This is a genomic window from Lachnoanaerobaculum sp. Marseille-Q4761 (assembly GCF_017565785.1).
Taxonomy (GTDB): domain Bacteria; phylum Bacillota; class Clostridia; order Lachnospirales; family Lachnospiraceae; genus Lachnoanaerobaculum.
In genome coordinates this window covers 34,603-60,092 of the sequence record NZ_JAGEKB010000005.1, presented here as the reverse complement: position 1 = coordinate 60,092, position 25,490 = coordinate 34,603, and the positions used below count along the sequence as shown (strand labels likewise).

Annotated in this window: 18 protein-coding genes; all 18 read right to left on the bottom strand. The window is 33.3% G+C overall.

Annotated features, from left to right (window positions below; all coding sequences use genetic code 11):
* Positions 1-501 precede the first annotated feature (501 nt).
* The 18 genes from J4O15_RS15525 to J4O15_RS15435 all read right to left on the bottom strand — a co-directional run bounded on the left by J4O15_RS15525 (position 502) and on the right by J4O15_RS15435 (position 25,486).
* A complete protein-coding gene (locus J4O15_RS15525; RefSeq protein WP_040457782.1) occupies positions 502-900 on the bottom strand; it encodes a sigma-70 family RNA polymerase sigma factor in 399 nt (132 codons plus the stop codon).
* Positions 901-1,668: 768 nt separating this feature from the next.
* Positions 1,669-2,193 (bottom strand): hypothetical protein, encoded by a 525-nt coding sequence (locus J4O15_RS15520; RefSeq protein WP_243762115.1) that lies wholly within the window; start codon positions 2,191-2,193, stop codon positions 1,669-1,671.
* The gene (locus J4O15_RS15515; RefSeq protein WP_208101461.1) at positions 2,180-7,342 is read right to left on the bottom strand and encodes a DUF6531 domain-containing protein; all 5,163 of its coding nucleotides are present in this window, start codon (positions 7,340-7,342) and stop codon (positions 2,180-2,182) included. Before J4O15_RS15515 ends, J4O15_RS15520 begins: the two co-directional genes overlap by 14 nt.
* 101 nt (positions 7,343-7,443) lie before the next feature.
* Complete coding sequence (locus J4O15_RS15510; RefSeq protein WP_009221240.1) at positions 7,444-7,908, bottom strand: hypothetical protein; 465 nt, start codon at positions 7,906-7,908, stop codon at positions 7,444-7,446.
* Positions 7,909-8,015: 107 nt separating this feature from the next.
* Positions 8,016-8,495, bottom strand: coding sequence for a DUF5071 domain-containing protein (locus tag J4O15_RS15505; protein WP_208101459.1), 480 nt, complete (start codon positions 8,493-8,495; stop codon positions 8,016-8,018).
* Positions 8,479-10,446: an RHS repeat domain-containing protein gene (locus J4O15_RS16390; RefSeq protein WP_009221025.1), complete on the bottom strand. Its 1,968-nt coding sequence runs from the start codon at positions 10,444-10,446 to the stop codon at positions 8,479-8,481. Before J4O15_RS16390 ends, J4O15_RS15505 begins: the two co-directional genes overlap by 17 nt.
* A gap of 39 nt (positions 10,447-10,485) precedes the next feature.
* The gene (locus J4O15_RS15490) at positions 10,486-12,228 is read right to left on the bottom strand and encodes a leucine-rich repeat domain-containing protein (protein WP_243762114.1); all 1,743 of its coding nucleotides are present in this window, start codon (positions 12,226-12,228) and stop codon (positions 10,486-10,488) included.
* Between the two features lie 195 nt (positions 12,229-12,423).
* Positions 12,424-12,909 (bottom strand): hypothetical protein, encoded by a 486-nt coding sequence (locus tag J4O15_RS15485; RefSeq protein WP_009221023.1) that lies wholly within the window; start codon positions 12,907-12,909, stop codon positions 12,424-12,426.
* Between the two features lie 19 nt (positions 12,910-12,928).
* Positions 12,929-18,142: a DUF6531 domain-containing protein gene (locus J4O15_RS15480; protein WP_208101455.1), complete on the bottom strand. Its 5,214-nt coding sequence runs from the start codon at positions 18,140-18,142 to the stop codon at positions 12,929-12,931.
* Positions 18,143-18,237: 95 nt separating this feature from the next.
* On the bottom strand, positions 18,238-18,801 hold the full coding sequence (locus J4O15_RS15475; protein WP_009221019.1) for a hypothetical protein: 564 nt from the start codon (positions 18,799-18,801) through the stop codon (positions 18,238-18,240).
* A gap of 3 nt (positions 18,802-18,804) precedes the next feature.
* Complete coding sequence (locus J4O15_RS15470; protein WP_009221018.1) at positions 18,805-19,380, bottom strand: hypothetical protein; 576 nt, start codon at positions 19,378-19,380, stop codon at positions 18,805-18,807.
* Between the two features lie 110 nt (positions 19,381-19,490).
* On the bottom strand, positions 19,491-19,811 hold the full coding sequence (locus J4O15_RS15465) for a hypothetical protein (protein ID WP_009221017.1): 321 nt from the start codon (positions 19,809-19,811) through the stop codon (positions 19,491-19,493).
* Entirely contained in the window at positions 19,808-20,098 is a 291-nt protein-coding gene (locus J4O15_RS15460; RefSeq protein WP_009221016.1) for a hypothetical protein, read from the bottom strand. The genes J4O15_RS15465 and J4O15_RS15460 overlap by 4 nt, the downstream gene beginning before the upstream one ends.
* A 12-nt stretch (positions 20,099-20,110) precedes the next feature.
* Positions 20,111-21,187 (bottom strand): PAAR-like protein, encoded by a 1,077-nt coding sequence (locus J4O15_RS15455; RefSeq protein ID WP_009221015.1) that lies wholly within the window; start codon positions 21,185-21,187, stop codon positions 20,111-20,113.
* Positions 21,188-21,350: 163 nt separating this feature from the next.
* Positions 21,351-22,592, bottom strand: coding sequence for a hypothetical protein (locus tag J4O15_RS15450; RefSeq protein ID WP_009221014.1), 1,242 nt, complete (start codon positions 22,590-22,592; stop codon positions 21,351-21,353).
* Positions 22,593-22,649: 57 nt separating this feature from the next.
* The gene (locus J4O15_RS15445) at positions 22,650-24,002 is read right to left on the bottom strand and encodes a hypothetical protein (RefSeq protein WP_208101454.1); all 1,353 of its coding nucleotides are present in this window, start codon (positions 24,000-24,002) and stop codon (positions 22,650-22,652) included.
* Positions 23,999-24,475 carry a hypothetical protein gene (locus tag J4O15_RS15440; protein ID WP_009221011.1) on the bottom strand — a complete coding sequence of 159 codons (477 nt, stop codon included), beginning with the start codon at positions 24,473-24,475 and terminating at the stop codon, positions 23,999-24,001. The genes J4O15_RS15445 and J4O15_RS15440 overlap by 4 nt, the downstream gene beginning before the upstream one ends.
* A 45-nt stretch (positions 24,476-24,520) precedes the next feature.
* Positions 24,521-25,486: an FHA domain-containing protein gene (locus J4O15_RS15435; RefSeq protein WP_208101452.1), complete on the bottom strand. Its 966-nt coding sequence runs from the start codon at positions 25,484-25,486 to the stop codon at positions 24,521-24,523.
* Positions 25,487-25,490: the final 4 nt, after the last annotated feature.

Below are 25,490 nucleotides of genomic sequence, written 5' to 3'. Positions count from 1 at the left end.
TTAAGTTTTCTGACATTAACAGGTGTCTTGGCACACAACATAGGAATTTCACCTCCGCCTCTTTTCAAGATGAGCCGGCTTTCACTAAAGAAGTATCATTATCCCCATTTACATCATCGCAAATAGGTTGCCAAACCTATTTTTTGTCTTACAAATTTGTCGCTCACTTTCTTTTATCCTTTGTATTTGCAAGTATGTGTTTAAACCGAGATTGCAGGAGGGTACATGGTTATTCCCTTAAATCCTAATCTTCTCAGCAGAAAGGTCTTAGCGTTTGTTGACAAACGCTCCATAAATGGTTAATGTCCTGTTTTGGTCTATTTAGCTTTCAAGGTACAAGATTCTTATATTTTCAAAAATATATTCAATTTTCCAAAGGTAAAATTTTCCCCTCTATATATAAACCTTACTTTCAGATGCTTTTGTTTCCACTTTTTAAAATTTTTTTAAAAAAGTAGGGAACAAACTACAAATCCGGTCTGCTCCCTACTTAATTAGTTACTATTTAAGCATCTCTCTTAGCTTTTTTAAAATCTTATTTCTAAAACTGAAAATCTTCTTAGAAGATACCTGTTGCTCTTTTGCTAAATCACGAATGGTCATTTTTTTGAAATACAAAGAATCTATCACCTTTAGCTCTTCATCATTTAGCTTTCGCAGTGCCTGATATAGATCCTTGATTCTCATTTTAGTTTCAATGATTTTTTCGATATCCACATCTTCATCTACAACGGAATTCAAATCAATCTTGTAATCCTCATACCCATAAACCTTATGTTTTTTATCTGATTTATTTAAATAAGCCTCATGATTGACTTGCTTCTTATATGCTTTATATATTTCATCGGATACATATATCTTTTCACCTTTTACATAGATATATTTTCTATCATCTGTCATTTGTGAAATCCTCCTTTTCATTCAAAATTTCAAATCCAATTTTTTGAACAAAAAAAGGAGGACTCCTGCATTTTGGCATGCGAAATCCTCTGTGAAATATAAAATATGGTTTAGATATATGTAATTTAAACACCGGAATAAAACTTATAACAGCAAACTTCTTCTATCCTTAAATTAGACATATCCAATTTCCTTTTAGTGCTAAAATGTCCTAATATCAAAATAGTTACATAAATATTTATCTATCTAAGCCCTACAATTTAATTATACAATATTTAATTAAATTATGTGAATATTTCCGACAATAGATTTAACTGTCCAATTTTTTTGTTAGGTACGGAATAGAAATCTCCTTACGCTTTTTTGTTCATCCCCTTCTCATAATTTAGTTTTTTATCAAAAAGTGCCTATTATACTGATACATGATATTTTTATTTCTGGAAAACTATTACTTTTCACCATCATTGTTTTAAACAATTTTTAACTTTAGCTACTTGAGCCATAAGTACCTAAAACTTGCATCACTATACACTACTATAACTAAACAGTACTATGCAGTTATTGGTACATATTATTTCATTATTAGATGAATATAAGGCATTATCTTATACAGTGCTTGCCGTAAAATCTAATTTTCAAGAAAAAACACTTGAAAAGTATCTCTACCTTTCAAGCGTTTTTCTAAACCATAATATAAATAATACTCTATTATCAGCTCTGCATATTTAGTTTTAATACAGTTACATACCATGTTTATCAGACTTTGTGCTAATAATGCATAAAATCTTGCTTTCCTACAGTTATTTTATATACATTATCATCTTTATCAAAATAGTAATTTATTTCAAATGTACCATCTACAACTGACAAGTATCCTTCTGGCTCATATTCAAAATATCTAGCATTCCTATATATTTTCTCAATAATACTTTTACTTGTACCTACCCCTATTTTATAACGCCCAAACCTATATTTGCTACTGGTAATTTCTATCCTGCATAAATAAGTAACCTTCCCACTTATTGTTCCAAATACAAAATTTCTTCCATCTGTAGTGCATACTTCTCTAAAACCATAACCATATTCTCCATAACTGCTATCTTTGATTTCCTTAATTTCCCCATTATTTACAATAACTGATTCATAAAAATTATTTTCTGCAAAATTTACTACTGTATAATAATCTTTAACATAAATACCTTTATTGTTTATGTTAAAGATTATTATTGTTAGAAATATTAAAATTGCAAATCCTGTAAACAGTATAATTCTCATTGTTCTATTTGCTCCCATCACATGCATTAGTTATGCAAGTTCCCGGATAGTATCCATTACGCATAAACTCTCCTTTATAATATATAACTTGGCCCAATCGCACATGCATATTTTTAATTTTTCCGGCTGCAATATACTCATTATAAAATTCCTCATAATGAGATTGCGTTTTAGAACTTCTAGGCTCATAACTTATTGACTTACCTGCAAACTTATATGCTTTCTGTTGAACTGCCGGAGGTCCAAATGAAACGCTTCCATTCCAAGCATAGACTGCGCCATCACCCGTCAGCTTTTTAGACATCATACTGGCTACATTTGCATCCTCAACTTGCATATACTCAACTAAACCGGTATTACAAGCCTCTATATATAATCTTTCTATATCCTTTCCCTGTAAGTCTTGTATGCTACCTGCCACATCGGCATCTCCAGCTTTGTTTTTCCCATTTAATGTAAGTGCATTATACTTAGAACCATCCACAAACTGCAACATTCGCTCACTTCCATGACTAAATATATACACATACTCTATCGTATCGGTATCATCCATATTATTCCATTCTTTCATAAACCCTAATGCAACTTTCTTACCATCAGTATCTTGATTTGAAGGCAATGACAAAGATATTTTTTTCACATTTACCCCTTGGTTTTCAAGCTGTTTTGCTCTCCATGTGGCTTCATTCTTAAAATCATCAATATAATAAACATATCCTTCTTTAAACCCGTCCAAATCTATATATACTATAGGATTCCCATGGCAATACAGGTACTTGTTATATGTACTCGGATTAAATAAATCCGGATTTACCCAATCTCTCCCTGCAAATCTTCCTACACCTGCTACATACTCTCTTGCTTGAGCAAAATAAGTATCTGCCACATTATCATACCTGTATCCTGTATACCCAAAGGGCTGTATTCCCCCCTGTGTATTATAGGTATCTTTTCCAAATTCATCATATCCATATATCATTTGTCCTTCGCTTTCCACTTCAAGCAAGCGGATAATGCTTCCAAGTTCATCTTGGAGATATGTGAACTCTTTTTTACCTTCTTCAACAAATACAGCATTAAAGTCCCATGCATAGCTTTGTACTGTTTTATTTTCTCTTTTTATAACTTTATTTTGCAAAAGATTATTATATGCCCTTGTTCTGTCTAGGACATACTCTTCCTCATATATCGGATCTTTTTGAATCAAGTTTAATTCAGAAATATCCTTTAATTTATTCTCTCCAAATCCTCCTCTTTCAAACTCATATTCTTTTATTCCTATCCTGTTTCCAATTCCGTCATAGCTGTAGCTTCTTGCTTTTCCTAAAAAAGAGTAACTTAAGCCAAGCCTACCTTTAGCATCATATTCGTAGGCTCTTATTTTTCTTCCTCTGTCTGTTATACCGGTAAGATTTCCTCTTTTATCGTATTCGTATGTCTTGCTTCCCTGCAATCCTCCCTCTTTTATAAGTCTGTCCAGTGCATCATAGGTATATCTTATTTCTTTATCATCATTCTTTAATAATATCCTGTTACCGAAGGCATCATAGGTATACTTATGAAGTAATTTGTCTCCTCTTTTCACCTCTACCAGCCTATTTAGACTGTCATAGCTGTAATTAAATATACCTGAATCCTGCCACAATCTATGAATGATTTCCTCTTTGTTACCATCCTTTATTCCCTTTTCACTTACATCACGGTATTTTACAATCTTTGTTTTATTCCCTAAAAGATCATAAGCATAAATGTACTCTTCAAGTTTTTTACTTCCTTTTACATGACTAAGACCGCTTAAAAGTCCTCTTTCATTATATTCATATATACTACTTACATCATCCGGCATATCTTTTCTGATGAGTCTTCCCTCTTTATCATAGTAGTAATCTACCCTTTTATTACCTAATGTGAGACTTGTAAGCCTTAAATATTTGTCATATTCATATGATACACTCTTCCCATCAGGATATGCGATCTTTAATCTTTCTCCATTCTTTCCATAAGTATAATTTACTTCCTCACCTTGATAATCTATAACCTTTGTGGCTCTACCAAACTTATCTGTCTCTATTTTTATAATACCAATAGCATCCTTTATCTGAATCAGCTGTCTAAGACTGTTATATGTATATTCCACACTGCTTCCATCTCCATACAGAATACTCTTAATATCTCCTGCTTGTGTATAAGAATATGTTGTCTCATAGCCTTCCCCATCTTTCTTTCCCACAGGTCTACCTAAAAGATCATATGAAAATGTTTCTTCATGTCCAAGGGCATTTGTAACAGATACAATATTACCCATCAAATCTCTTTTATATCTTGTAAGCCTTGGAGTATTACCGGTTTCAAGTTTCTCTTCTTTATAAGCTTTATTGGATTTAATACTTGTCAACAGCTCTTTATCACCCTCATGCCTATATACTGTAATAAGCCTTCCTACTTTATCATAACCATATTCAGTTCTGTTTCCCATGGCATCCAAAACCGAGATAAGTTTTCCACCTAAAGAGTATTTATATATTGTTTCATGTCCCATAGAATCTGTTTCCTTTATGATGTTTCCCATAGCATCATACTCAAAGTATTTTCTTTGTGAAAAACTATTCTTTAATTCTATGATTCTATTCAGCTTGTCATAAGTAAATAATATAAAATCTCCCTTTTCGTTTTCTCTTCTTATTATATTAAGATTTTTATCATAGAAAAATATCTCATATCTTTTATCTGGATATGTTTTTCTTCGTAAAAGTCCACCCTTGTAATAATCGTAAACAGTTTCAAATTCTCCTGTTTTTATTCTCTTTATTTTCCCAAGTTCATTGTATTCATATTGCTTTGTATTGCCATAAACATCCTCCTCAAGTATTATCCTTCCAAGGGCATCATACTTAACCTTATACGTTCCAAGTTTATTCGTTATATTTAAACTATGTTTCCCATATTCATATTCAGTTACAGCTCCTGCCTTATCTTTGTAATATATAAGTCTGTTCCTCTCATCATAATCATACTCTTCTTTGTTTCCTAAAGGGTCGGTAATCATTGTCAAGTTTCCATTTGCATCATAATGATAATCATACTCCCCTTTATTTTGTAATATTTTTTTTTCTGGCAAATTTGCGGCATCATAAACATACCTTACCTCTCCTCCGTCAGGATGTATTTCCTTGGTAAGATTTTGGCAACGGTCATATTCCATGTGATAAATTTCGCCATCAGGGAGAATAAACTCCTTTGGTTTATTCATTTCGTTATAGTTTATCTTCGTAACTCCGCCTCTGAAGTCTTCAAAAACAGACAACTTTCCGTTTTCGGTATAGCTATATCCACATGTGTTACCCAAGGCATCTTTTACACCTACTAAAAGATCTTCATTATTATAGAAAAACTCTGTTCTGTTTCCTTCTCCGTCAATACTTGCTTTTACACGATTAAGTTTGTCATATTCATAAGTTGTTGCATTTCCACTTTCTTCTTCAATGCAATGTATGTTTCCTCTATTATCATAGTAAACTTTTCTTGTGGAACTGTCCGGTAATATTACTGTAACACTTTCTTCCTTTTCTTCTCTATATTTTATCCTTGTAACTTCCCCTAATAAATTTTCTATTTCAATGATTCTTCCCTTGTCATCATAAAAATATTTTTCTATTTCTTCACTGTCTACATAATAAGCTGATATATTTCCCTCACTGTCATACTCCATGCCTTCACTCTGTCCATCAGGAAAAATAACCCTTGTAAGTTTTCCATCCTTATCATATTCATATAATGTTGTGTTGCCTTTTTTATCACTATATGATGTTAAAAGGTTTCTTTCATCATAAGTAAAACTTTCACTTTCTCCCGCATACTCGCTTTCAATGTTTCTGAAACTTTCATCATGTATGTGTACTTCAACATTTTCATTCTGGTTTGTTACAAAGGTTTTACTTTCTTCGCTGTCATACTCGTATCTTATTATTCCTCCATCAGCAAATCTTTGTATCTTCACCCTGTCCGCACCGTCATACAGGTTTTCAAGTACATATACTCCCCTCGGATTTCTTATTTTTACCAAAAGTTCTTTTTCATAAAAATAATCATACATCCTTTGTCCGTTGGAATATACTCTTGTAAGCTGACCGCTTTCATATCCGTACTCTATCTTTCTTCCGCTATGGTCTTTTACTTCTCTTAGTTTCCCCTGTTCATCATAGGAAAGATTAAGGCTGTTTCCAGCGTTATCAAACACGCTTAAAAGTCTTCCTTTTGTATCATAAGAAAGCAGTACTTTAACCCCGTCTTTTCTTTTAATACAAAGAAGTCTTCCTTCTTTATTAAAAAGATATAAAAGTCCGGTTCCGCTTTTATACTCAAAACCGTCCTTTGTTTTTTGAAGGCGGTTAAAGTCATCAAAAACCGAAACTGTCCTTCCTTCATCATCTAAAAGGTAAGCTTCATCCTGACCGTCTGCAAGATGTACTATATATCCGTTCTTTTCCTTTTCTACGGATATTTCATAGCTATGCCTCCACCCTTTTCCGAACACTCCAACTTTTTCTTCCTTACTGTTATAAAACCTTGTAAAACTTAAAGGTATTCTTGAGAGGATCTTAAGGTCTTCTTTTGAATAGATAAAGTTTCCGGTATTGGCATTTACGGGGTCTCCTGTCATGGCACAAAGTGCCGCTCTTGCACCTTTTAGAAAATTTTCCATTCCATGATTTTTCATAAGGTCTTTTAGCAAAGCATTCCATGAGGCAAATGCAGGACCTCCTTTTTCAAGCATCCCTGAGATAATCTTGTAGATTTCCTGCTTTAGCTGCTCTTCATTAAGCTCCTCGGTAACCGGCTTTGCATTATTTCTTACCCTGTTTAATGCGTTGGTATAGGATACACCATAGCTTCCGTTAGGATTTTTAGTAATGTTTACCCCTGCACAGACTGCAAGCCCTCCCATAAGCTTTAGCATAAGCTTATCTTTTTCACTCGGTACCCCTGGCATGACAGGTAAACCTCCAAGCAGCCTTGGAAGCAGCTTTTCAAAGTCCTTTGAATTATCCTTGTACGGTGCTTTTAAGTCTTCCCATGCCTTTGATTTCTTTCCCTTAAGCACCACTTCTTTAGACGCTATGTTTACATCACCGCTTAACTTTATGGAACTTTTCTTTACCTTTTTCATCAGACGCTACCTCCATCAAAACTTACTATGTTTTTATAATAAAAGAAACTCAATAAAATATGAATTTCTAAATAAGATTAAGCTAAATTAAACCTACTGACCTATAACAGTATTATCGTCTTTCCTTCTGATAACAAATATTGCAGCCTTTCTTTACATACATTTTGCTGGCTTCTGCTCTCAAGTACAATTAAAATTGCAGGTAAGAGCATAAGTATAACACTAATTACTGCTCCGCAACTTAAAGCACCACTAAATCCACTCATTACATCTATATATAATTTGTATACGCAGACAAAAATATAGAGTATAAACAGAACTACACATATAAACTCTGGAAATATCGTATATTCTATCTTACATCCATTATCTTGTTCTTCTATGCTACCTTTCACATAACACAATCCTATATGCTTAAATCCACTCTTTTTACCTTGTAGTATCATTTGAAATTTTTTATCTTTTAATATTTTTATTAAAGATAATTTATCAAACATATTCCATATTTCTGTTATTGTTCTATTTGTTATACATGAACCATTTATTGTAAAGCTTATTATAAACATTTAATCTCCCTATACTAAACACTACTTTGACAGAAATTATTAGAATTTACTATCAACGATCCAGCTCCAAAAGGATATGGTAATCTCGGATTATGCCAATTAATTTATTAAGTTCTATAAAAATCTCTATACTTTAACAAATCATAAGTTTTTGGATTTTCAAAATCTCTTTTTTTAATATTCTTATCCTCAATAAGTATAGCTATTCCAGATATCCACATTTCATCATCATCTTCATATGCTCTCCACAGTAGTCTTTCTACATAGGGCAACAAATCATTTTTATTGTAAGACACCAATAATGAAACAGTATACTCAAATGTAGGCCAATTTGCATCTTGTAATAGTTCTATTAAAAATGGTATATACTCTAATTTTCTAGTGTAACTCATCCTTTCTATAATATATAGAATATTGAACCATGAAAACTTACTTTTGTATCTCAAAGGATTAAAATAAGTTTCTGTATTATTTTCTTCTTTTTCTAATAATAATGCTAATTTGTCTAGTTTTTCCCCAAATATATTCTCGTTAATGTAAATATTATATTCATATTTTTTAATTAAGTTATCAATCAATTTTGACATTACATGGTCCTCCATTATCTCTTATAGATATTGATGCTAATATTTTTGTTAAGTAGTATGGATTCTCTTTTGCTGTTGGTCTGCTATTAATCCATTCCATCATCTCCAAAGGATTTACAGGTCTTACAGAAACATGATTTGGTTTATCTATAACTGCCGTTAATACTCCTGTTGCATTTATTGCCTCTATAGTTGTAATAGTATACTCCGTTGCTGCTGGAACTTTCAACTCATAATACAAACCTGTATGTAAATCTCTGGGTCTAGGAGTTAAATTAGTTGCATTTCCATTTCCACGTCTATATATAACTGTTTCATTAGGTCTTTTTGTTGTTACTTGTTCTAATGCAATTACCCTAGCCTTTTCTTTCTCCTTTGCCATACTATTTATATATTTACCAACTGCTACTCCTCCGGATACAACTAATGTTATACCTAGTATACCTAATGCAACTAAATCCATTGGTCCAGGTGCAGGACTATCAGCTAAGGCAGCTGCTCCTGCCATTTCAGTTCCTGTTTTCAGTATATCAAATACTTGTGAATAGTTACTAGCCATTTCCGGTGTTTTTCCGTCCCTATCAACTAATCCAATAGGATTTCCCCAACAGTACCCATACTGATTAAGGCTAAAAGGCTTTTCTATATTTCCCTTTATCCAATCTTCTCCTCCAAATCTTCCTACACTTGGTATATACTCTCTTGCCTGTGCAAAGTAGGTATTAGCTACATTATCATATCTATAGCCTGTATATCCGAACGGCTGCACCTGTTCCTGTGTACCGTAAGTATCATTTCCAAACTCATCATAACCGTATATCGTTTGGTTTTCACCATCTTGCTCAAAAAGACGAACAGGACTTCCAAGTTCATCATTTAGATATGTATAGGCTTTTTCTTCTTCCTCCATAAATACGGCATTAAAGTCCCATACATAGCTTTGTACATGATCTTTGTTTTTTCCTCTTTCTACCATATTTCTTTGCAGCATGTTGTTATAAGGTTTTGTTCTGTCAAGTACATATCTTTCTTCATATACCGGGCTGCTTCCCGGTAAGTTAAATTCACCTATACTTTTAAGTCCGTTTTCTCCAAAACCTTTATACCCACCACCGTATTCTCTAAAGCCTATCCTGTTTCCCATTCCGTCATAACCATAGCTTCTTACATTTCCTGAATTAGAGTAACTTAAACTAAGCCTACCTGATGCACCGTACTCATAGGCTTTTATCTTCTTTCCTCTGTTCATTACCCCTATAAGGTTTCCTCTTTTATCATACTCATAGGTTTTATTTTCATATAATCCGCTTGTCTTTACCAGTCTGTCCAAGGCATCATAAGTATAAGATACTTCTATGCCGTCTTTTTTCATCTTACTTCTGTTTCCAAAAACATCATAAGCATACCTGCAAACTTCCTTTTCTCTTCTTTTTACAGATATGAGGCGGCTTAGGCTGTCATACTCATAGTTAAAGACTGATGAATCTTCCCACAACTTATGTATGATTTTTTCTTTGTTCTTATCTTCTTTTATTCCACTTGAGTTTACATCCCTTTCTCTTACTGTATTTGTTTTATTTCCAAGTAAATCATATCCGTAAAGGTATTCTTCAATCTTTTTGTTTCCTTTTGTATAGCAAAGACTGCTTAAAAGTCCTCTTTCATCATATCCATAAAGACTGCTTATATCATCAGGCATGTCCTTTCTTATAAGTCTTCCTTCTTCATCATATGAATACCTTATCTCTTTACCTCCTGATATAAGATTTACAAGTCTTAAGTTTTCATCATATCCGTAATCAACGCTTTTTCCGTCGGGATATACGATTCTTAACCTTTCTCCTTCCTTTCCATACTCATATCTTACTTCTTTACCGTCATAATCAATTACCTTTGTTGTCCTCCCGAGCTTGTCATTTTCTATTCTTATAACTCCAAGTGCGGTTAACACCTATCACAATTACCACCGGACAGTCAATGTTCTTTCATCCTAATCTATATATCTAACCTTCACATTTTCATCAAAGTCAATCTTATCTGTTATACCTTTACTTAAAGTAATCTCTTTCAAATTTTCACATCCTAAAAATATCCCATAATCCACATTTATTACAGATTTTGGAATAAAGGCTTCTTCCAAGTTTTTACAGTAAGAAAAACAACGATTACCTATATGTATTACTTCTTCCGGAAGTTCCACCTTTTTTAAATTACGGCACTGTTCAAAAGCTGAATTTCCTATTATTTTTAGTTCATTTGGAAAAGTTATCCTTTCTATTCCAGATTCAACAAATGCACGATTTGCTATACTGACTGTTCCTTTCTTTACAATGACTTCTTCTCTGCTTTTATCTAAACTTTCTATAAGGTGATTACCTATATATTTACAGCCATACTCATCTTCTTCAATATTATTATAAAACTTCGTTCCATAAAAAGAGTTCCCAATATACTCTGTAGTTCCCTCAAACAATACATCTTCCAAATCTTTACAAAGCCCGAAAGCACCATCCTGTATTTCTTTTATCCTACTGGGAATAATTATATTCTTTAATAAAGTGCAACCTTTAAATGCATTTTTTCCTATAACTTCAAGTTCCTCAGGCAGGTTTATTTCCGTTATTCTCTCGCAATTTTCAAATGTGCTGTCATGTATCTCAGTAATTGCTTCAGGTATTGATAACTTATTTAAGCTTGTACACTTATAAAATGCTCCTTCCCCTATATATTTTACGCTTTCAGGTATTTCCACTTTCTCAAGATATATGCATTCTGAGAAAGTATAATCTGCTATGCTGTTTAGTCCCTCAGGCAAAATAACACTTTTTAAACTGCTTGAACCCTGAAATGCACTATCTGCAATTACTTTAATTTCTGAAGGAACCACAATATTCTCTCCTATATCAGTTGAACTAAGCAATATATGTTTATAAGATATTAATCCATACGAATCCGGTTGCAGTTTTTTAATCCACTCAGTTTCTTCAAAGCAATCACTTCCAATTTTACTGATACTGTCAGCTAGATTTACTTCACTTAGGTTAATGCATCTTTTAAAAGCGTAATCTCCAAGTTTTTCAATGCTGTTTCCTAATTTTACAGACGAAAGATTTGAACATTCATAAAATGTAGAATTTTCTAAACTTTTTAAATTATCTGGTAAATTAGCCGTCTTTAATCCTAAGCAACCTGCAAATGCAAAATCTCCAATATCAGTTACTGAATTTGGAATTTCTATACTTTCAAGGCTGCTGCAGCCTAAAAATGCACCTGTACCTATTTTAATAATATATAGGGGAAAATCTATATTTTTTAATTTTTTGCATTCATAAAATGTATATTCTTTTATTTCTTTTAAGGACGATGGTAATGTTATATTTTCCAGCTCAGCACATCCACTAAATACACTATCTCCCAGATATATTACCGCTTTCGGAACTTTTATTCTCTCTAACATGATGCAGCCGCTAAATGTAGCATCACCTATACTTTCTAATGATTCAGGTAGATCTATCTTCCTTAAATTTTTACAGTCCTTAAAAGCCTCTGTATGTATTATTTTTACACTTTCCGGAATATACACTTCCTCTATAAAATTGCAGTTTGAAAAGGCACCTTCCATAATTTCTGTTATACCATCGGGTATAGTTATAGTTAAATCTCTTTTTACCTTCTCTATTATTCCTAATTTATATCCAACAACTTTATTATCAACTACAATTATATTTCCCATAAGATTTGTAGCTATATGTAACATAAAGCTAATCAACGTGATAAAAATGATCCCCCACCAAACTTTATAATTCAACTTCATATTCAAATCCTCTAAGCAATTTTATAAATTCCATCTACAAAAGTAAAAGTTTTCTAATACATCACTTAAATATCTCCGTATTATCGCCAATTATTTTTATAATAGTCAAATTCCTTATTCCAATACCTTTATCTCCACTGGCGGTCCTGATCTACTCCGTTCTCCTGAACCTCCATACTTTGCTGTTGCATAAAACCTTACATTTTTTTCTTCATTTGCCCCAAGTACAATTTCATTACCGACAGAATAATCCTTACCTTCCAAATATATCACTTCTTCATATGTTTTTAATATAACAAAATCACTTTTAATATAGTTGGAATCTCTATATTTACTGGAATCTATTTTAAAAGCAACTTTATGTGGAATGTTATCCCTATTTATAACATCAACTCCAAACTCAGCTACTACCATTTTTAATGTATCGTCATAATACATATATCCAATAGGACTTTCTTCTTTAGTAACCAATCTGTTTTTTTCACCTTTTAGCAGTGCTACTTTCGGACTTTTTTCTGTTTTTATTATATTAATACAAAGTATACTGACCATTGTCGCTATAATAAAACACAATTTTAAATTATATTTTTTTCTATTCATAATTCCAAACCGTCCTCCTCTACTCTGTTGTTTTGCAGTAGTATTCAGGGTGTAATGAATAAATTTGGCTTCTCAAGTCTTCCCAAGCGAGCGCACCTATCCTTTCTTGTTCTGCCTCAGATTCATTATAAGCATCTATATATTCTTTTGTCATCCCACTTTTCCAATTTTTATTCCAATTTTTTAGCCATCCTAAATTTTTCTGCCAGAACATCTTTCCTTCATTCGCTCTAATTGTTGTAGCATCATTCCATGTTAAATGAATTTCATAATCTTTAGGTTTAACTATACCATTTCCTTTCGCAGCATTTGATTTTTCGATATCTGTTGTATACATATTATTAGGATCTATAATGTCATTCCATGTATATGTCATCATATATGTTACATCTCCATTTGTATTTTTCATGACACTGCCTGATATTTTGAATCCTCCTACTGATTCATTCGTTCCATGTAAAAACTGATACCCCACTGCATTTTCACCATTTTCAATAACCATATGTGGTATTTCAAGTGTTACATCTATAATTTCACCTGGTTTAACTTTATCACCTATCGGAATAACTAAATCTCCCACTTTGCCGGTCAGTATCGGATTTTCCATCATATATTGTCCCCAAGGACCATTTTCACCTGTATATAATGGAACTTCCACAACATTCTTTCCTGTGCCTGACATCCAATGTGTTCCTATAAACACCCCAAAAGGGTCCTTTTCATTTTTTATATAATTACCGACAGTATCAGCAGCACTTCTCAAGTCAAACCCCGTTTTATCAACATATGTTAGTGGATTTGAAACACAATAAGAGTATAGATTGATAGACTGTGGAATCATAAACCTGGTAAACCAATCCTTATCCTCCCCGGCAAACCTTCCCACAACGACCACATACTCTCTTGCCTGTGCAAAGTAGGTATCCGCTACATTGTCATATCTGTATCCAGTATATCCAAAAGGCTGTATCTTTCCCTGTGTATTATAAGTATCCTCTCCGAATTCATTGTATCCATACACTGTCTGACCCTCATTCCCTACCTCAAGCAGGCGGATAACACTTCCCAGCTCGTCCTGAAGATATGTAAACTCTTTTCCTTCTCCTTCCATAAATACTGCATTGAAGTCCCATGCATAGCTTTGCGCTGCCAGATTTCCTCTTTTGATGGTTTTATTTTGTAAAAGGTTATGATATGCCCTCGTTCTATCCAAGGTGTACTTCTCCTCATATATCGGTTCTTTTTGTAACAGGTCAAGCTCTGATATATCTTTTAACTTATTCTCCCCAAATCCTCCTCTCTCAAACTCATATTCTTTTATACCTACTCTGTTCCCAAGTCCATCATAGCTGTAGCTTCTTGCCTTTCCTAAAAAAGAGTAACTTAGACCAAGCCTACCGGTGGCGTCATATTCATAGGCTCTTATTTTTCTTCCTCTGTCTGTTATGCCTGTAAGATTTCCTCTTTTATCGTATTCGTATATCTTACTTCCCTGTAAGCCTCCCTCTTTTATAAGTCTGTCCAGTGCATCGTAGGTATACCTTATATCTTTATCTTCATTCTTTAATAATGTCCTGTTACCAAAGGCGTCATAGGCATACTTATGAAGTAATCTGTCTCCTCTTTTTACTTCTACAAGCCTGTTTAGGCTGTCATAGCTGTAATTAAAGGTGCCTGAATCCTGCCATAGTCTGTGAATGATTTCTTCTTTATTGTCGTCTTCTATTCCCTTTACACTTACATCACGATATTTTACAATCTTTGTTTTATTCCCTAAAAGATCATAATCATAGGTATACTCTTCAACATTTCGATTTTCTTTTAAATGTCTTAGGCTGCTTAAAAGTCCTCTTTCATTATATTTATAGATACTGCTTACTTCATCCGGCATATCTTTTCTGATGAGTCTTCCCTCTTTATCATAAGTATAATCAACTCTTTTATTTCCTGAGGTAAGACTTGTCAGCCTTAAATATTTATCATATTCATATGATACACTTTTTCCGTCTGGATATACCGTCTTTAATCTTTCTCCGTACTTTCCATATCTGTAACTGACTTCATCACCGGTATAGTCCACTACCTTTGTAGCTCTGCCAAACTTATCCGTCTCTATATTTATAGTTCCAAGTGCATCCTTTACCTGAATCAGCTGTCTTAGGCTGTTATATGTATATTCCACACTTCTTCCGTCATTATAAAGAATACTTTTGATATCTCCAGCTTCAGTATAAGAATATGCTGTTTCATAGCCTTCCATATCTTTCCTCAACTTTACTCTGCCTAAGAGATCATAGGAAAATGTTTCTTCCTCTCCATAGGCATTTGTAATAGAGACAATATCACCCATCAAATTTCTTTTATACCTTGTTATCCTGGGAAGATTCTGGGGTTCAAGTTTTTCTTCTTTGTGATATTTATCAGACTCAATGCTTTTCAATAACTCTTTATCTCCTTCATGTCTGTATAATGTAACAAGTCTGCCTGCCTTATCATATCCGTATTCCGTTCTGTTGCCCATGGCATCTAATACTGAAGTAAGCTTTCCTCCAAGAGAATAACTGTATTTCGTCATATGCCCTAAAGCATCCGTTTCCTTTACTATATTGCCCATGGCATCGTATTCAAAGCTTTGTCTTTGTGAAAAGTTATTCCTTACTTCAATAATTCTGTTTAACTTGTCATAAGTAATCAGAATGTAATCACCCTTTTCATTTTCTCTTTTTATGATATTTTGATTTTTATCATATGTAAATATCTCATATCTTTTATCCGGATATGTTTTTCTTTCTAAGAGTCCACCATTGTAATAATCATAAACTGTCTCAAACTCTCCGATTTTTACTTTTTTTATTTTACCAAGTTCATTGTATTCATATTCTTTTGTAACACCATATACATCTGTTTCAAGTATAATTCTTCCTAAAATATCATACTTTACTTTATGTGTTCCAAGGCTGTTTGTTATATTTAGGTAATGTTTCCCGTACTCATACTCCGTTACTACTCCCGATTTATCCTTAAAAGACAACAGTCTGTTTCTTTCATCATAGGAATACTCTTCACTATCTCCTAAAGGATCGATAACCGATATAAGGTTTCCGTTTGCATCATAACGATATTCATAGCATCCCTTGTTTTGTAAAATCTTTTTTTCCACCAGATTTGCGGCATTATAAACATACCTTACCTCCCCGCCGTCCGGTCGTATTTCTTTTGTAAGGTTTTGACAAAGGTCGTATTCCATCTTAAAGTTTTCACCATCAGGCAAAGTAAAGTCCTTTATTTTATTCACTTCGTTATAATTAAGTTTTGTAATGCTTCCTCTAAAGTCTTCAAAAAGGGACAGCTTGCCGTTTTCGGTATACTCATATCTGCAAGTGTTACCCATGGCATCCTTTACTCCTGTAAGTAAGTCCTTGTCATTATATGAAAACTCTGTCCTGTTTTTATTTCCGTCAATGCTTACCCTTACCCTGTTTAAGGCATCATACTCGTATGTTAAAACATTTCCGCTCTCTTCTTCTATTCGGGATATGTTTCCCTTTTCATCATAAAAAACTTTGCTTTTTGAACCATCAGGAAGGGTTACGATAAGACTTTCTTTAGTTTCCTTACCTTCTTCATATTCACCTTCCTTATACTCTATGCTTGTAATCTCTCCTAAAGCATTCTTTCTTTCAACAAGCCTCCCCTTGTCATCATAGGAATATCTTTCAATCTCTTCTTTATTTTTATAATAAACACTTATGTTAGAGTTTTCATCATACTCAAATCCTTCCGCCTCTCCGTCAGGATGTATGCAGCTTTTCAAGTTTCCTTTTTTATCATACTCATATACCGTGGTATTTCCCCTTTTATCCGTATATGATGTTAAAAGGTTTCTTTCATCATAGGTAAAGCTTTCGCTCTCTCCCGCATATTCGCTTTCAATGTTTCTGAAGTTTTCGTCATGTATGTGTACCTCTACATTTTCATTCTGGTTTGTTACAAAGGTTTTACTTTCTTCGCTGTCATACTCATATCTTATTATTCCTCCGTCGGCAAATCTTTGTATCTTCACCCTGTCTGCTCCGTCATACAGGTTTTCAAGTACATATACTCCCCTCGGATTTTTTATTTTTACCAAAAGTTCTTTTTCATAAAAGTAATCATACATCCTTTGTCCGTTGGAATATACTCTTGTAAGCTGAGTGCTTTCATATCCATACTCAATCTTTCTTCCGACATGGTCTTTTACTTCTCTTAGTTTCCCTAAGTTATCATATGAAAGATTAAGGCTGTTTCCTGCTTTATCGGACACACTTAAAAGTCTTCCTTTTGTATCATAAGAAAGTAATACTTTTACCCCATCTTTTCTCTTAATGCAAAGAAGTCTTCCTTCTTTATTAAAAGTGTACAAAAGTCCTTCTCCGCTTTTATACTCAAACCCGTCCTTTGTTTTTTGAAGACGGTTAAAGTCATCAAAAACGGATACTATATTTTCTTCATCATCTAAAAGGTAGGCTTCATCCTGCCCGTCTGCAAGGTGTAGTATATATCCGTTTTTTTCCCTTTCTACGGATATTTCATAGCTATGTCTCCAACCTTTTCCAAACACTCCCCATTTTTCTTCCTTACTGTTATAAAACCTTGTAAAACTTAAAGGTATCCTTGAGAGGATCTTAATGTCTTCTTTTGAATAGATAAAGTTTCCCGTATTAGCATTTACAGGGTCTCCTGTCATAGCACAAAGTGCCGCCCTTGCACCTTTTAGAAAATCTTCCATCCCATGATTTTTCATAAGGTCTTTTAACAAAGCATTCCATGAGGTAAATGCAGGACCTCCTTTTTCAAGCATCCCTGAGATAATCTTATAGATTTCCTGCTTTAGCCCTTCTTCATTAAGCTCTTCGGTAACCGGCTTTGCATTGTTTCTTACCCTGTTTAATGCGTTCATATAGGATACGCTGTAGCTTCCGTTAGGATTTTTAGTAATGTTTACCCCTGCACAGACCGCAAGCCCTCCCATAAGCTTTAGCATAAGCTTATCTTTTTCACTCGGTACTCCTGCCATGACAGGTAACCCTCCAAGCAGCATTGGAAGCAGCTTTTCAAAGTCCTTTGAATTATCCTTGTACGGTGTTTTTAAGTTTTCCCATACCTTTGATTTCTTTCCCTTAAGCACCACTTCTTTAGACGCTATGTTTACATCACCGCTTAACTTTATGGAACTTTTCTTTACCTTTTTCATCAGACGCTACCTCCATTCAAACTTGCAGTGCTTTAATCCCTGAAATGATTTTCATTAAACTCACCACTAAAATCCACATCATTCTGCATTATAAATTAATCTGTTAAAATTTCTACTTTCTTCAATTTCCCCATATATTCTCCAATAAGAACAGACGGTATTTCTTCTATATCTTTATTTTTAAACATATCCTCACAAAGTACCTTTTCTACTGCTTTCTTCCAAAGTATGACAATAATGCCCTCATATCCTTTTAAAACAACTCTTATTCCTTCTTCTATCTCCGCTTCGCTTAAATCAGGTATCTTTGCCTTATTTTGTACAAGTTCTTTCCTGATAAGGCTTGCGTCCTCATTTATAAAATCAGGTACCCAATATCTTATGCTTAGTGGCTTATTTATATACAGGCTTTCATCTGCCGCAATAAGCATGTATTTATAAGATTTTGTATAAAGACTTGTATTAAGAAAAAACAGTATAATATATGCCAAATTATCCGCTTTTCTTTTAACCTGTTCTTCTTTTGCATCAATAAGCAGTGCCTCTATCTCTTTTTCTAAGCTCTCGGTAGGATAATCTTTATATTCTCCGATTTTTTCACTTATCCGGCTATACCTGAAAGCTTCAAAATACTTTGTTTTTTGGTTTTCTCTGTTCATCTTCTACTTTCTTATAAATTCAATAGTTTGAAATATATCCGTTACCGCTTTTTTCCATGCATTCGCACTTGATTCACTGCAATTAAAGATTGTCTGTATTATTTTCCTACCGGCTTTTCCCATACCTATCATGTGGTAGATTTTTTCATCTATCCCGGGTAGGATGAAATCAAAACAATGCATTTCAATATAACCTTCTTTTTTAAGTTTCGTAGAATCTAAAAACTTAACACCCTTATTTGTCTTAGAAAGGAGATTTTTAAAGTCCTTCACTAAAGTTTCGATATCTACATCCTCATTATCTTCAAAAAAACTAAAACTTAAATTTATATCTCCTACAAGATTAGTTTTTATTATTTCAGGTCTGAAATTTGTAGGGTACTTTATTGCCTTTATTTCGTCAGGCATATCTATAAATGAAGACGGTATATATACAGAAATTGACTGATTAAATATCTCTTCAATGACAAATTTCTCCAAACTTCCCAGTATATAATATCCTGTATCCAATGACATAGTGTAATCTATTTCATTTGTAAGTTTTATAGGTACGACTTTTTCATCAATATGTGTTTTCATAAAATTCCCCTTTTATTAGATTCAACGAACTGTGTAATATAAATATTACATTAATATGTTTATACAATAATTATATTACTGAACTATATTTGAAAATTATATCAATATTATTAAGGATAAAACGGCCATGTAAAATCATCTGCAGTTCCTGAAGACCATATTGTTTCCCACATATAGTGTTCCCATTTACCGTCTTTTTTTATATAAGTAACCAAGTCAATTGAGTCTCCACTGTAATATATTTGTGCTATATTTTTACTATAATCAAATACTTTTATATAATAATAATCTGCTAAAAAATAATTATCCTTTTCTAAATATAAAAACTCTTTAGAATACAAATATGTCAATATTTCTACTTTGATGTAAGGATATATTAAAAATCCTATTAAAAAAAATACTGTTATTAATATATATTTAGATTTTCTCATTTTTTATCCCCTACTATCATTACCTTTATAGCCTTATAATCATATTCGGCAAGTTTAATATCAACTATCAAAAAATTCTGTCCTGTATTTAATATTACACCACGAATCACATGTTTTGTATCCCCCTGCACAAATACCCACAAATTACTATAATCACTATATTCTTTTTCCAGTATTTCCTTTACTTTATCACCATATTTAGCCGTTAAATGTATGGGATGCAAAATATAGCTGTAAAAAACTGAAAAGCATAACCCTAAAATAAATGCATAAAATAAATTTCTCAATGCTTTATTCTCCTATTCTAATAATTCTCCCATTCTATTGTAACTTTCTTTGACACTGTTTCCAAAAGGGTTAGGCTGCGGATCATCATGTGGCAGTCTTGGTGTATTTCCAACTCCAAATATATAACCCAACGGTCCACCACCTCGATGTTGATGACCTAAATTATAAAGTGAACCCAATAGTTCTGGAGATGATACTTGTGGGGCGAGAGGCTCCCACTCGTCCAGCATATATCTAAGATAAGCAGCTGCATATACTACATTTATCTCATCATCAGATAACCTATTAATTAATCTTTTGTTATCACTGGTATTTACATCAGTGAATCCTTCATAATCTCCATCCTTTATGTTTATGTATCCTTTATCTTCAACTAGCTTTGCTGTAGATAACTTAATTTGGCTGACTCCTAAAGAAGTATCTAAACCTACTTCTCCTACCATATAGTCTATACGATAATCCTTAGAATCTACATTCTTACTCTGTTCTACATATATACAAGCCGCTAATATCTTTGGATCTATATTATATTTTTTAGCCGCCGATAATATGTTGTCTTTATTTTTTAAAATAATCTCTTCATATTTTTTATCTTTACTAAGTTCCTGCCATGTTACTTGACCTTCATATCTAATTGGCTTTATAGCATTAGAGGGATCACTTACAAGGGCAAATGGTGATACCTGTCCTGATGACTCAATTTTAACAATCCCCCCACACCTACATATTGCTATAGAATCTGTCCCAACTAAATACTCATTCTTTTTAGTTATTGAATTCTTTATTTTTACATTTGTTGTTCCTGTAATCCAATTACAAAGGGCTGGTTTACATAATTCGTCTTTATTATTTGATGCTTTACATTTACCAAATCCTTTAATATTATCATTTCTCACATCACTTTGAGTAATAAATGGACGGTTATCCGCTGCATATACTCCATGATCATTTGGCAATTGTACTACTGTAGACATAGTTCCTTTTGAACAAGAAACTTTTGCTCCCCTCACTACATACTCATACCCTGATTCAGATAATTGTTTTTTATATTTATACATTTCCTTTAAACCGTTTTCATTCTCTCTCATAAACAGCCTCCTTAAATTTAGTATATATTGTCATTTTTTCACATATTATCTTCCTCTTAAAATATGTCATCCCTTTTATGATATAAAATATTTTATATAGGTTTACATTATCGTAAATTATTATTGATAACTTTCTAAATACCCCTTTTATTAATAATTTGTACTACTCACTTACATACACTATATCATCTTTACTATTTATTCTTATATTTCTTGCCTTTATGTTTATCTTTCCTGCTGCACTTATACTTAGCCCTCCATTTCCTGTAAGTTTAAGGCTTTTATCTTTAATCATCAGTACATCATCTGAGTTAAAGCTTACTCCCTCCTCTGACAAATTAAGACTTTGATTTCCTATTTCCAATGTCTTTTGTTTTTCATCTTTACTCTTACTGCCAAAGGTTCGTATTACATACATTTCTCCCGGCTTATTACCTGCTATATAAAGCTCCGCTTTTTCTCCTGCTTCAGGTACTGCATAGAGTGCATTTCCGGTTTCAGGATACCAGTCAAATCCGTATTCCGCCTCTTTTTTATCAATATTAAGGCTTATATATATTTTATTATTCTCATACTTTTTGATTTTTCCCATAAGGCTTAACCCTATGATATTCTCATTGTAAAAGGGTTTTACCATCTCTTTTATATCTGTTTTCTCTATTCCATAAAAATTAAATATAAGCTCTCCCTTTGTAAACTCCGCTTCTTTTTTATATAAGACTAAAACTCTATCTCCTACTCTTACCCTGTCTCCTATTTCATAAGAACCATAAGTTCTTAGCCTGTATTCGCTCCTTTGTGTATTCCCCTTATCCTTTTTTATTTCTCTGCTTTCACTTATGATATCTTTAGGTTCAATAAGCTTTCCCTCTTTTATCCCCATGGATATAATGGGTTTGTCTGATGTCATATCGGGATATATGAAAGTTTTCAGGTTTGCAGCCATTCTGATTGCAAACTCCCAGGCACTTTCCTTATAGCAAAGTAGGGGCTTTTCAATGTCTTTATCATCCACATCATATACTCTTATATCTCCAAGATATTTTTTTATTACACTTCGTGAAATATCCATATATGTTTCATTCACAGCCTGAAAAAGCTCCGTATGTTTATCTTTATCCGCTTCTTTACTGTATGAGTATGCACTCAGTTCAAACCTGTGGACATTTGCATCGGAATCTATCTTAAGTTCTTCTACAAATCCCCTAAATAAAGTCTTCCCCTCATGTTTTACCTGAACATCCATGTTCTTTTTGCCGGTAAAAATACTTTCTGCCGGATTTTCCATAAGTACTCCAAACATGTCAAGGCTTGCATGCATGTTCGGCTCTGTTTTTATCATAAAACCTTCCACCCTGTAAATCGGAAGTTTTACTTCCAGCTCTAAATTTTCTATAATCAGCATAAATATAATCCCCTTTTTCCTGTAATAAGATTACTCTTAAAACACTGATATCCTCAATTAACTTATATGAACCCCGTCTCCGCTTACACTTATTCCGTCTTTTAATATTATCTGTGTTCCGTCTTGTAAAAGCATGATTCTCTTGCCAGCTGCTATTGATATATTTGAATCTTCACTGCTTATCTCAAGAGTATCCCTTGCTTTTATATGTATGCTTCCACTGCTTACTATCTTTACACCCTCATTATCCTTTAATTCTATATAGTCCCCGCTGCCTGCACTTATAAGTATACCGTCCGGTGTCAGCCTTATTTCTTTTCCGTACTTATTTCTCCAAATCTTATTTTCAGGATTGGTTCTTATTCCATTTCCCTCGTTTTCATGTACCGCACTGCACACATAGGCATTTTCTTCATTTTCTGTCGGAAAATAAAGCCTTACGCTGTCTCCTTTTTCAGGCATACAGTACCACCCGGCTCCGTCCCTTGAAGAATATACGGTAGAAAAATCAAACCATCCCCCTATCTCTTCATCCTTGTTTTCTATATCCTCTATTGCTATCTTAACCTTTTCTTTTTCTACATTCATAACTTTAGCGTAAAGTGATGCTCCTATTATTTTTAAATCATACTTGCTTTCTTTTTTTACTATATAGTCTATATCCTGTGTTAAATAATATGTATGGTAAAGTTCGCTTCCTTCTGTTTTAGATACGATTTTTACTATACGGTAGTCTTTTCTGTTAAAACTTACCCTGTCTCCTAAACTATGGATTTCTCTTGATTTAACTTCATATACTGTATACTCTTTATTTACAATAATGCGTACATCATTAGAAGTTAAAACCCTGCTTTCTCTTTTTGGCATACCGAAAAAATACTTCACTCCCTTACTCTGATAGTCCGGCATTACCACTGTCTGCTTTAAAGCGGCAATCCTTTTTATAAAGTTCCAATCGTTTTCTTCATACTGCACCAAAAATCCGGGTAATACTCCTTTTCCTTCTTCTCCTGTTATATAGTATGCCTCTTCATATCCTTCTTTTAATGCATTAAGTATATCGGTGTATTCTCCGGTATCCTTAGAAAATCCTCTTGTATGAACTTTTCCTTCCATTAAGGCACTTCCCGTAACCAACTCCATTTCAACAAGAAAACTTCCGCTTTCCTTAAAAAAACATATCCTTTCCAACAGTCCGTAAAATATCGTACTCTCCTTATCCGCTTCATCAAGGGCATCAACCCTTACCCATCTTGTATTTTTAGCGGTATTTACATACTCGTCTTCTCTTTTTTCTTCTATAATAGCTCTTATTACTGCACTGCCATGCTTACCTACTTCATGTTTTGCTTCATAAGCCGTTACTGCAAGTACATCAAAAATATCAAGTTTTATAAGGTTTTCTCTCATACATCCTCCTCCACTTCCACAAACTCTATTCCCTTAACGCCTCTTCTTATTAAGCTTTCTGCAAAATCAAGGCTTATGGTGAATTTTATTTTTCCATCATCTTCTCTGACTGCTTTAAAATGCTTGTTAAAATCAGCTTTTAATAAGTTTTTAGTATACAGTAAATAATAGCTTGTTATCTTCCTGCTAGCTTTATCTGCCAGCATGACTCTTTTTGTAAAAATCTCTATATCAAAAAGAACAAGTAACTCTTTAAATCTTTCTGAAATAAGAGGATATACATTCATCATCAAATCAGGAAATATAAAAATTTTTGTTGTTTCTATTTCAAGAACAATATCCCTCGACAGTTCATAAAATCTTTCGTTAAGAGTATCCATATTCCTTGGGATATCATCTGATGTATATATTCGTATTCCTCTTATGTTTTCAAGATTTTCTTTTATATAAAAATACGGTAAGCTTCCTTTCATAGTTTCTCCATAATTACCTTATTTTACATTTCTGTTCCAAGTTTTCTACCATTGATGGTATTCTTTTGCAAAATCAAAGTAGAAAAACTTACTCTTACCAATCTCCAAGATGTCTCCCTCTTTTAAATCTTTTGATGTATATATCGCCGCTTCATTTAATCTTACAAATCCCATGGACTCTTCTCCAAGAAGTGTCCCCTGCAAATTTCTTTCATCATAGGCTATAACGGCATGTTTTTTCTCCCTTATCTCTTCATCTCCAAGAAACTGTATACTCATGGTGTCATGACTGCCTATATGATTTTTCCCCTCTGTTATATTATAAGATTTTCCCTGACGAGTTCCTTCTATACATACAATCCATGCATAAATAGGCTTTTCTTCTTCCATGGAAAGGTTCTTCCCTAGCATTTTATCTCGGTATTTTTCTTCTTCAGTAGCTTTTTCTCTTTTAATTTTCCTATAGTTTTTCTCTTTTTGGATTAAATTTTCTTTATCTTCATTATCTGTTTCTTCATATTCAAAGTCATTTAAATACTTCTTACATTCAGTCAGGAAATCCACATACATGAACTTGCTTCCACCTATTTCCAAGATATCTTTATTTTTAATAACATACTTATCATATATAGGTTTATTATCCATATATACAATGCCGTCAGCTCTAGCTGGAATCAGATTGGCTTCCTTCGTCCCTTTATCAAAAATTATTAAGGTGAACTTACCAAGCATCTTCTCATCCCCTAAAACCTGTATCTCATTATCCCTATCCGTTCCCACAAAGTTTTCTCCATAACTTATGACATAACTTTTTCCCCTTCTTGCTCCCTCTATGCATACAAGCCATGCACATACCGGTCTTTCTTCCTTTAGGGAAAGGCCGCTCTCTTTCCGTAAGTTCACATATACCTTTTCAGGTGTATCAAGGTCAAAGCCGCATGTCGGGCATATAGTGCCGTTCCTTGTTTTTGAAAACACATGTCCATAAGGGCAACGCATAATATTTGACATCTTC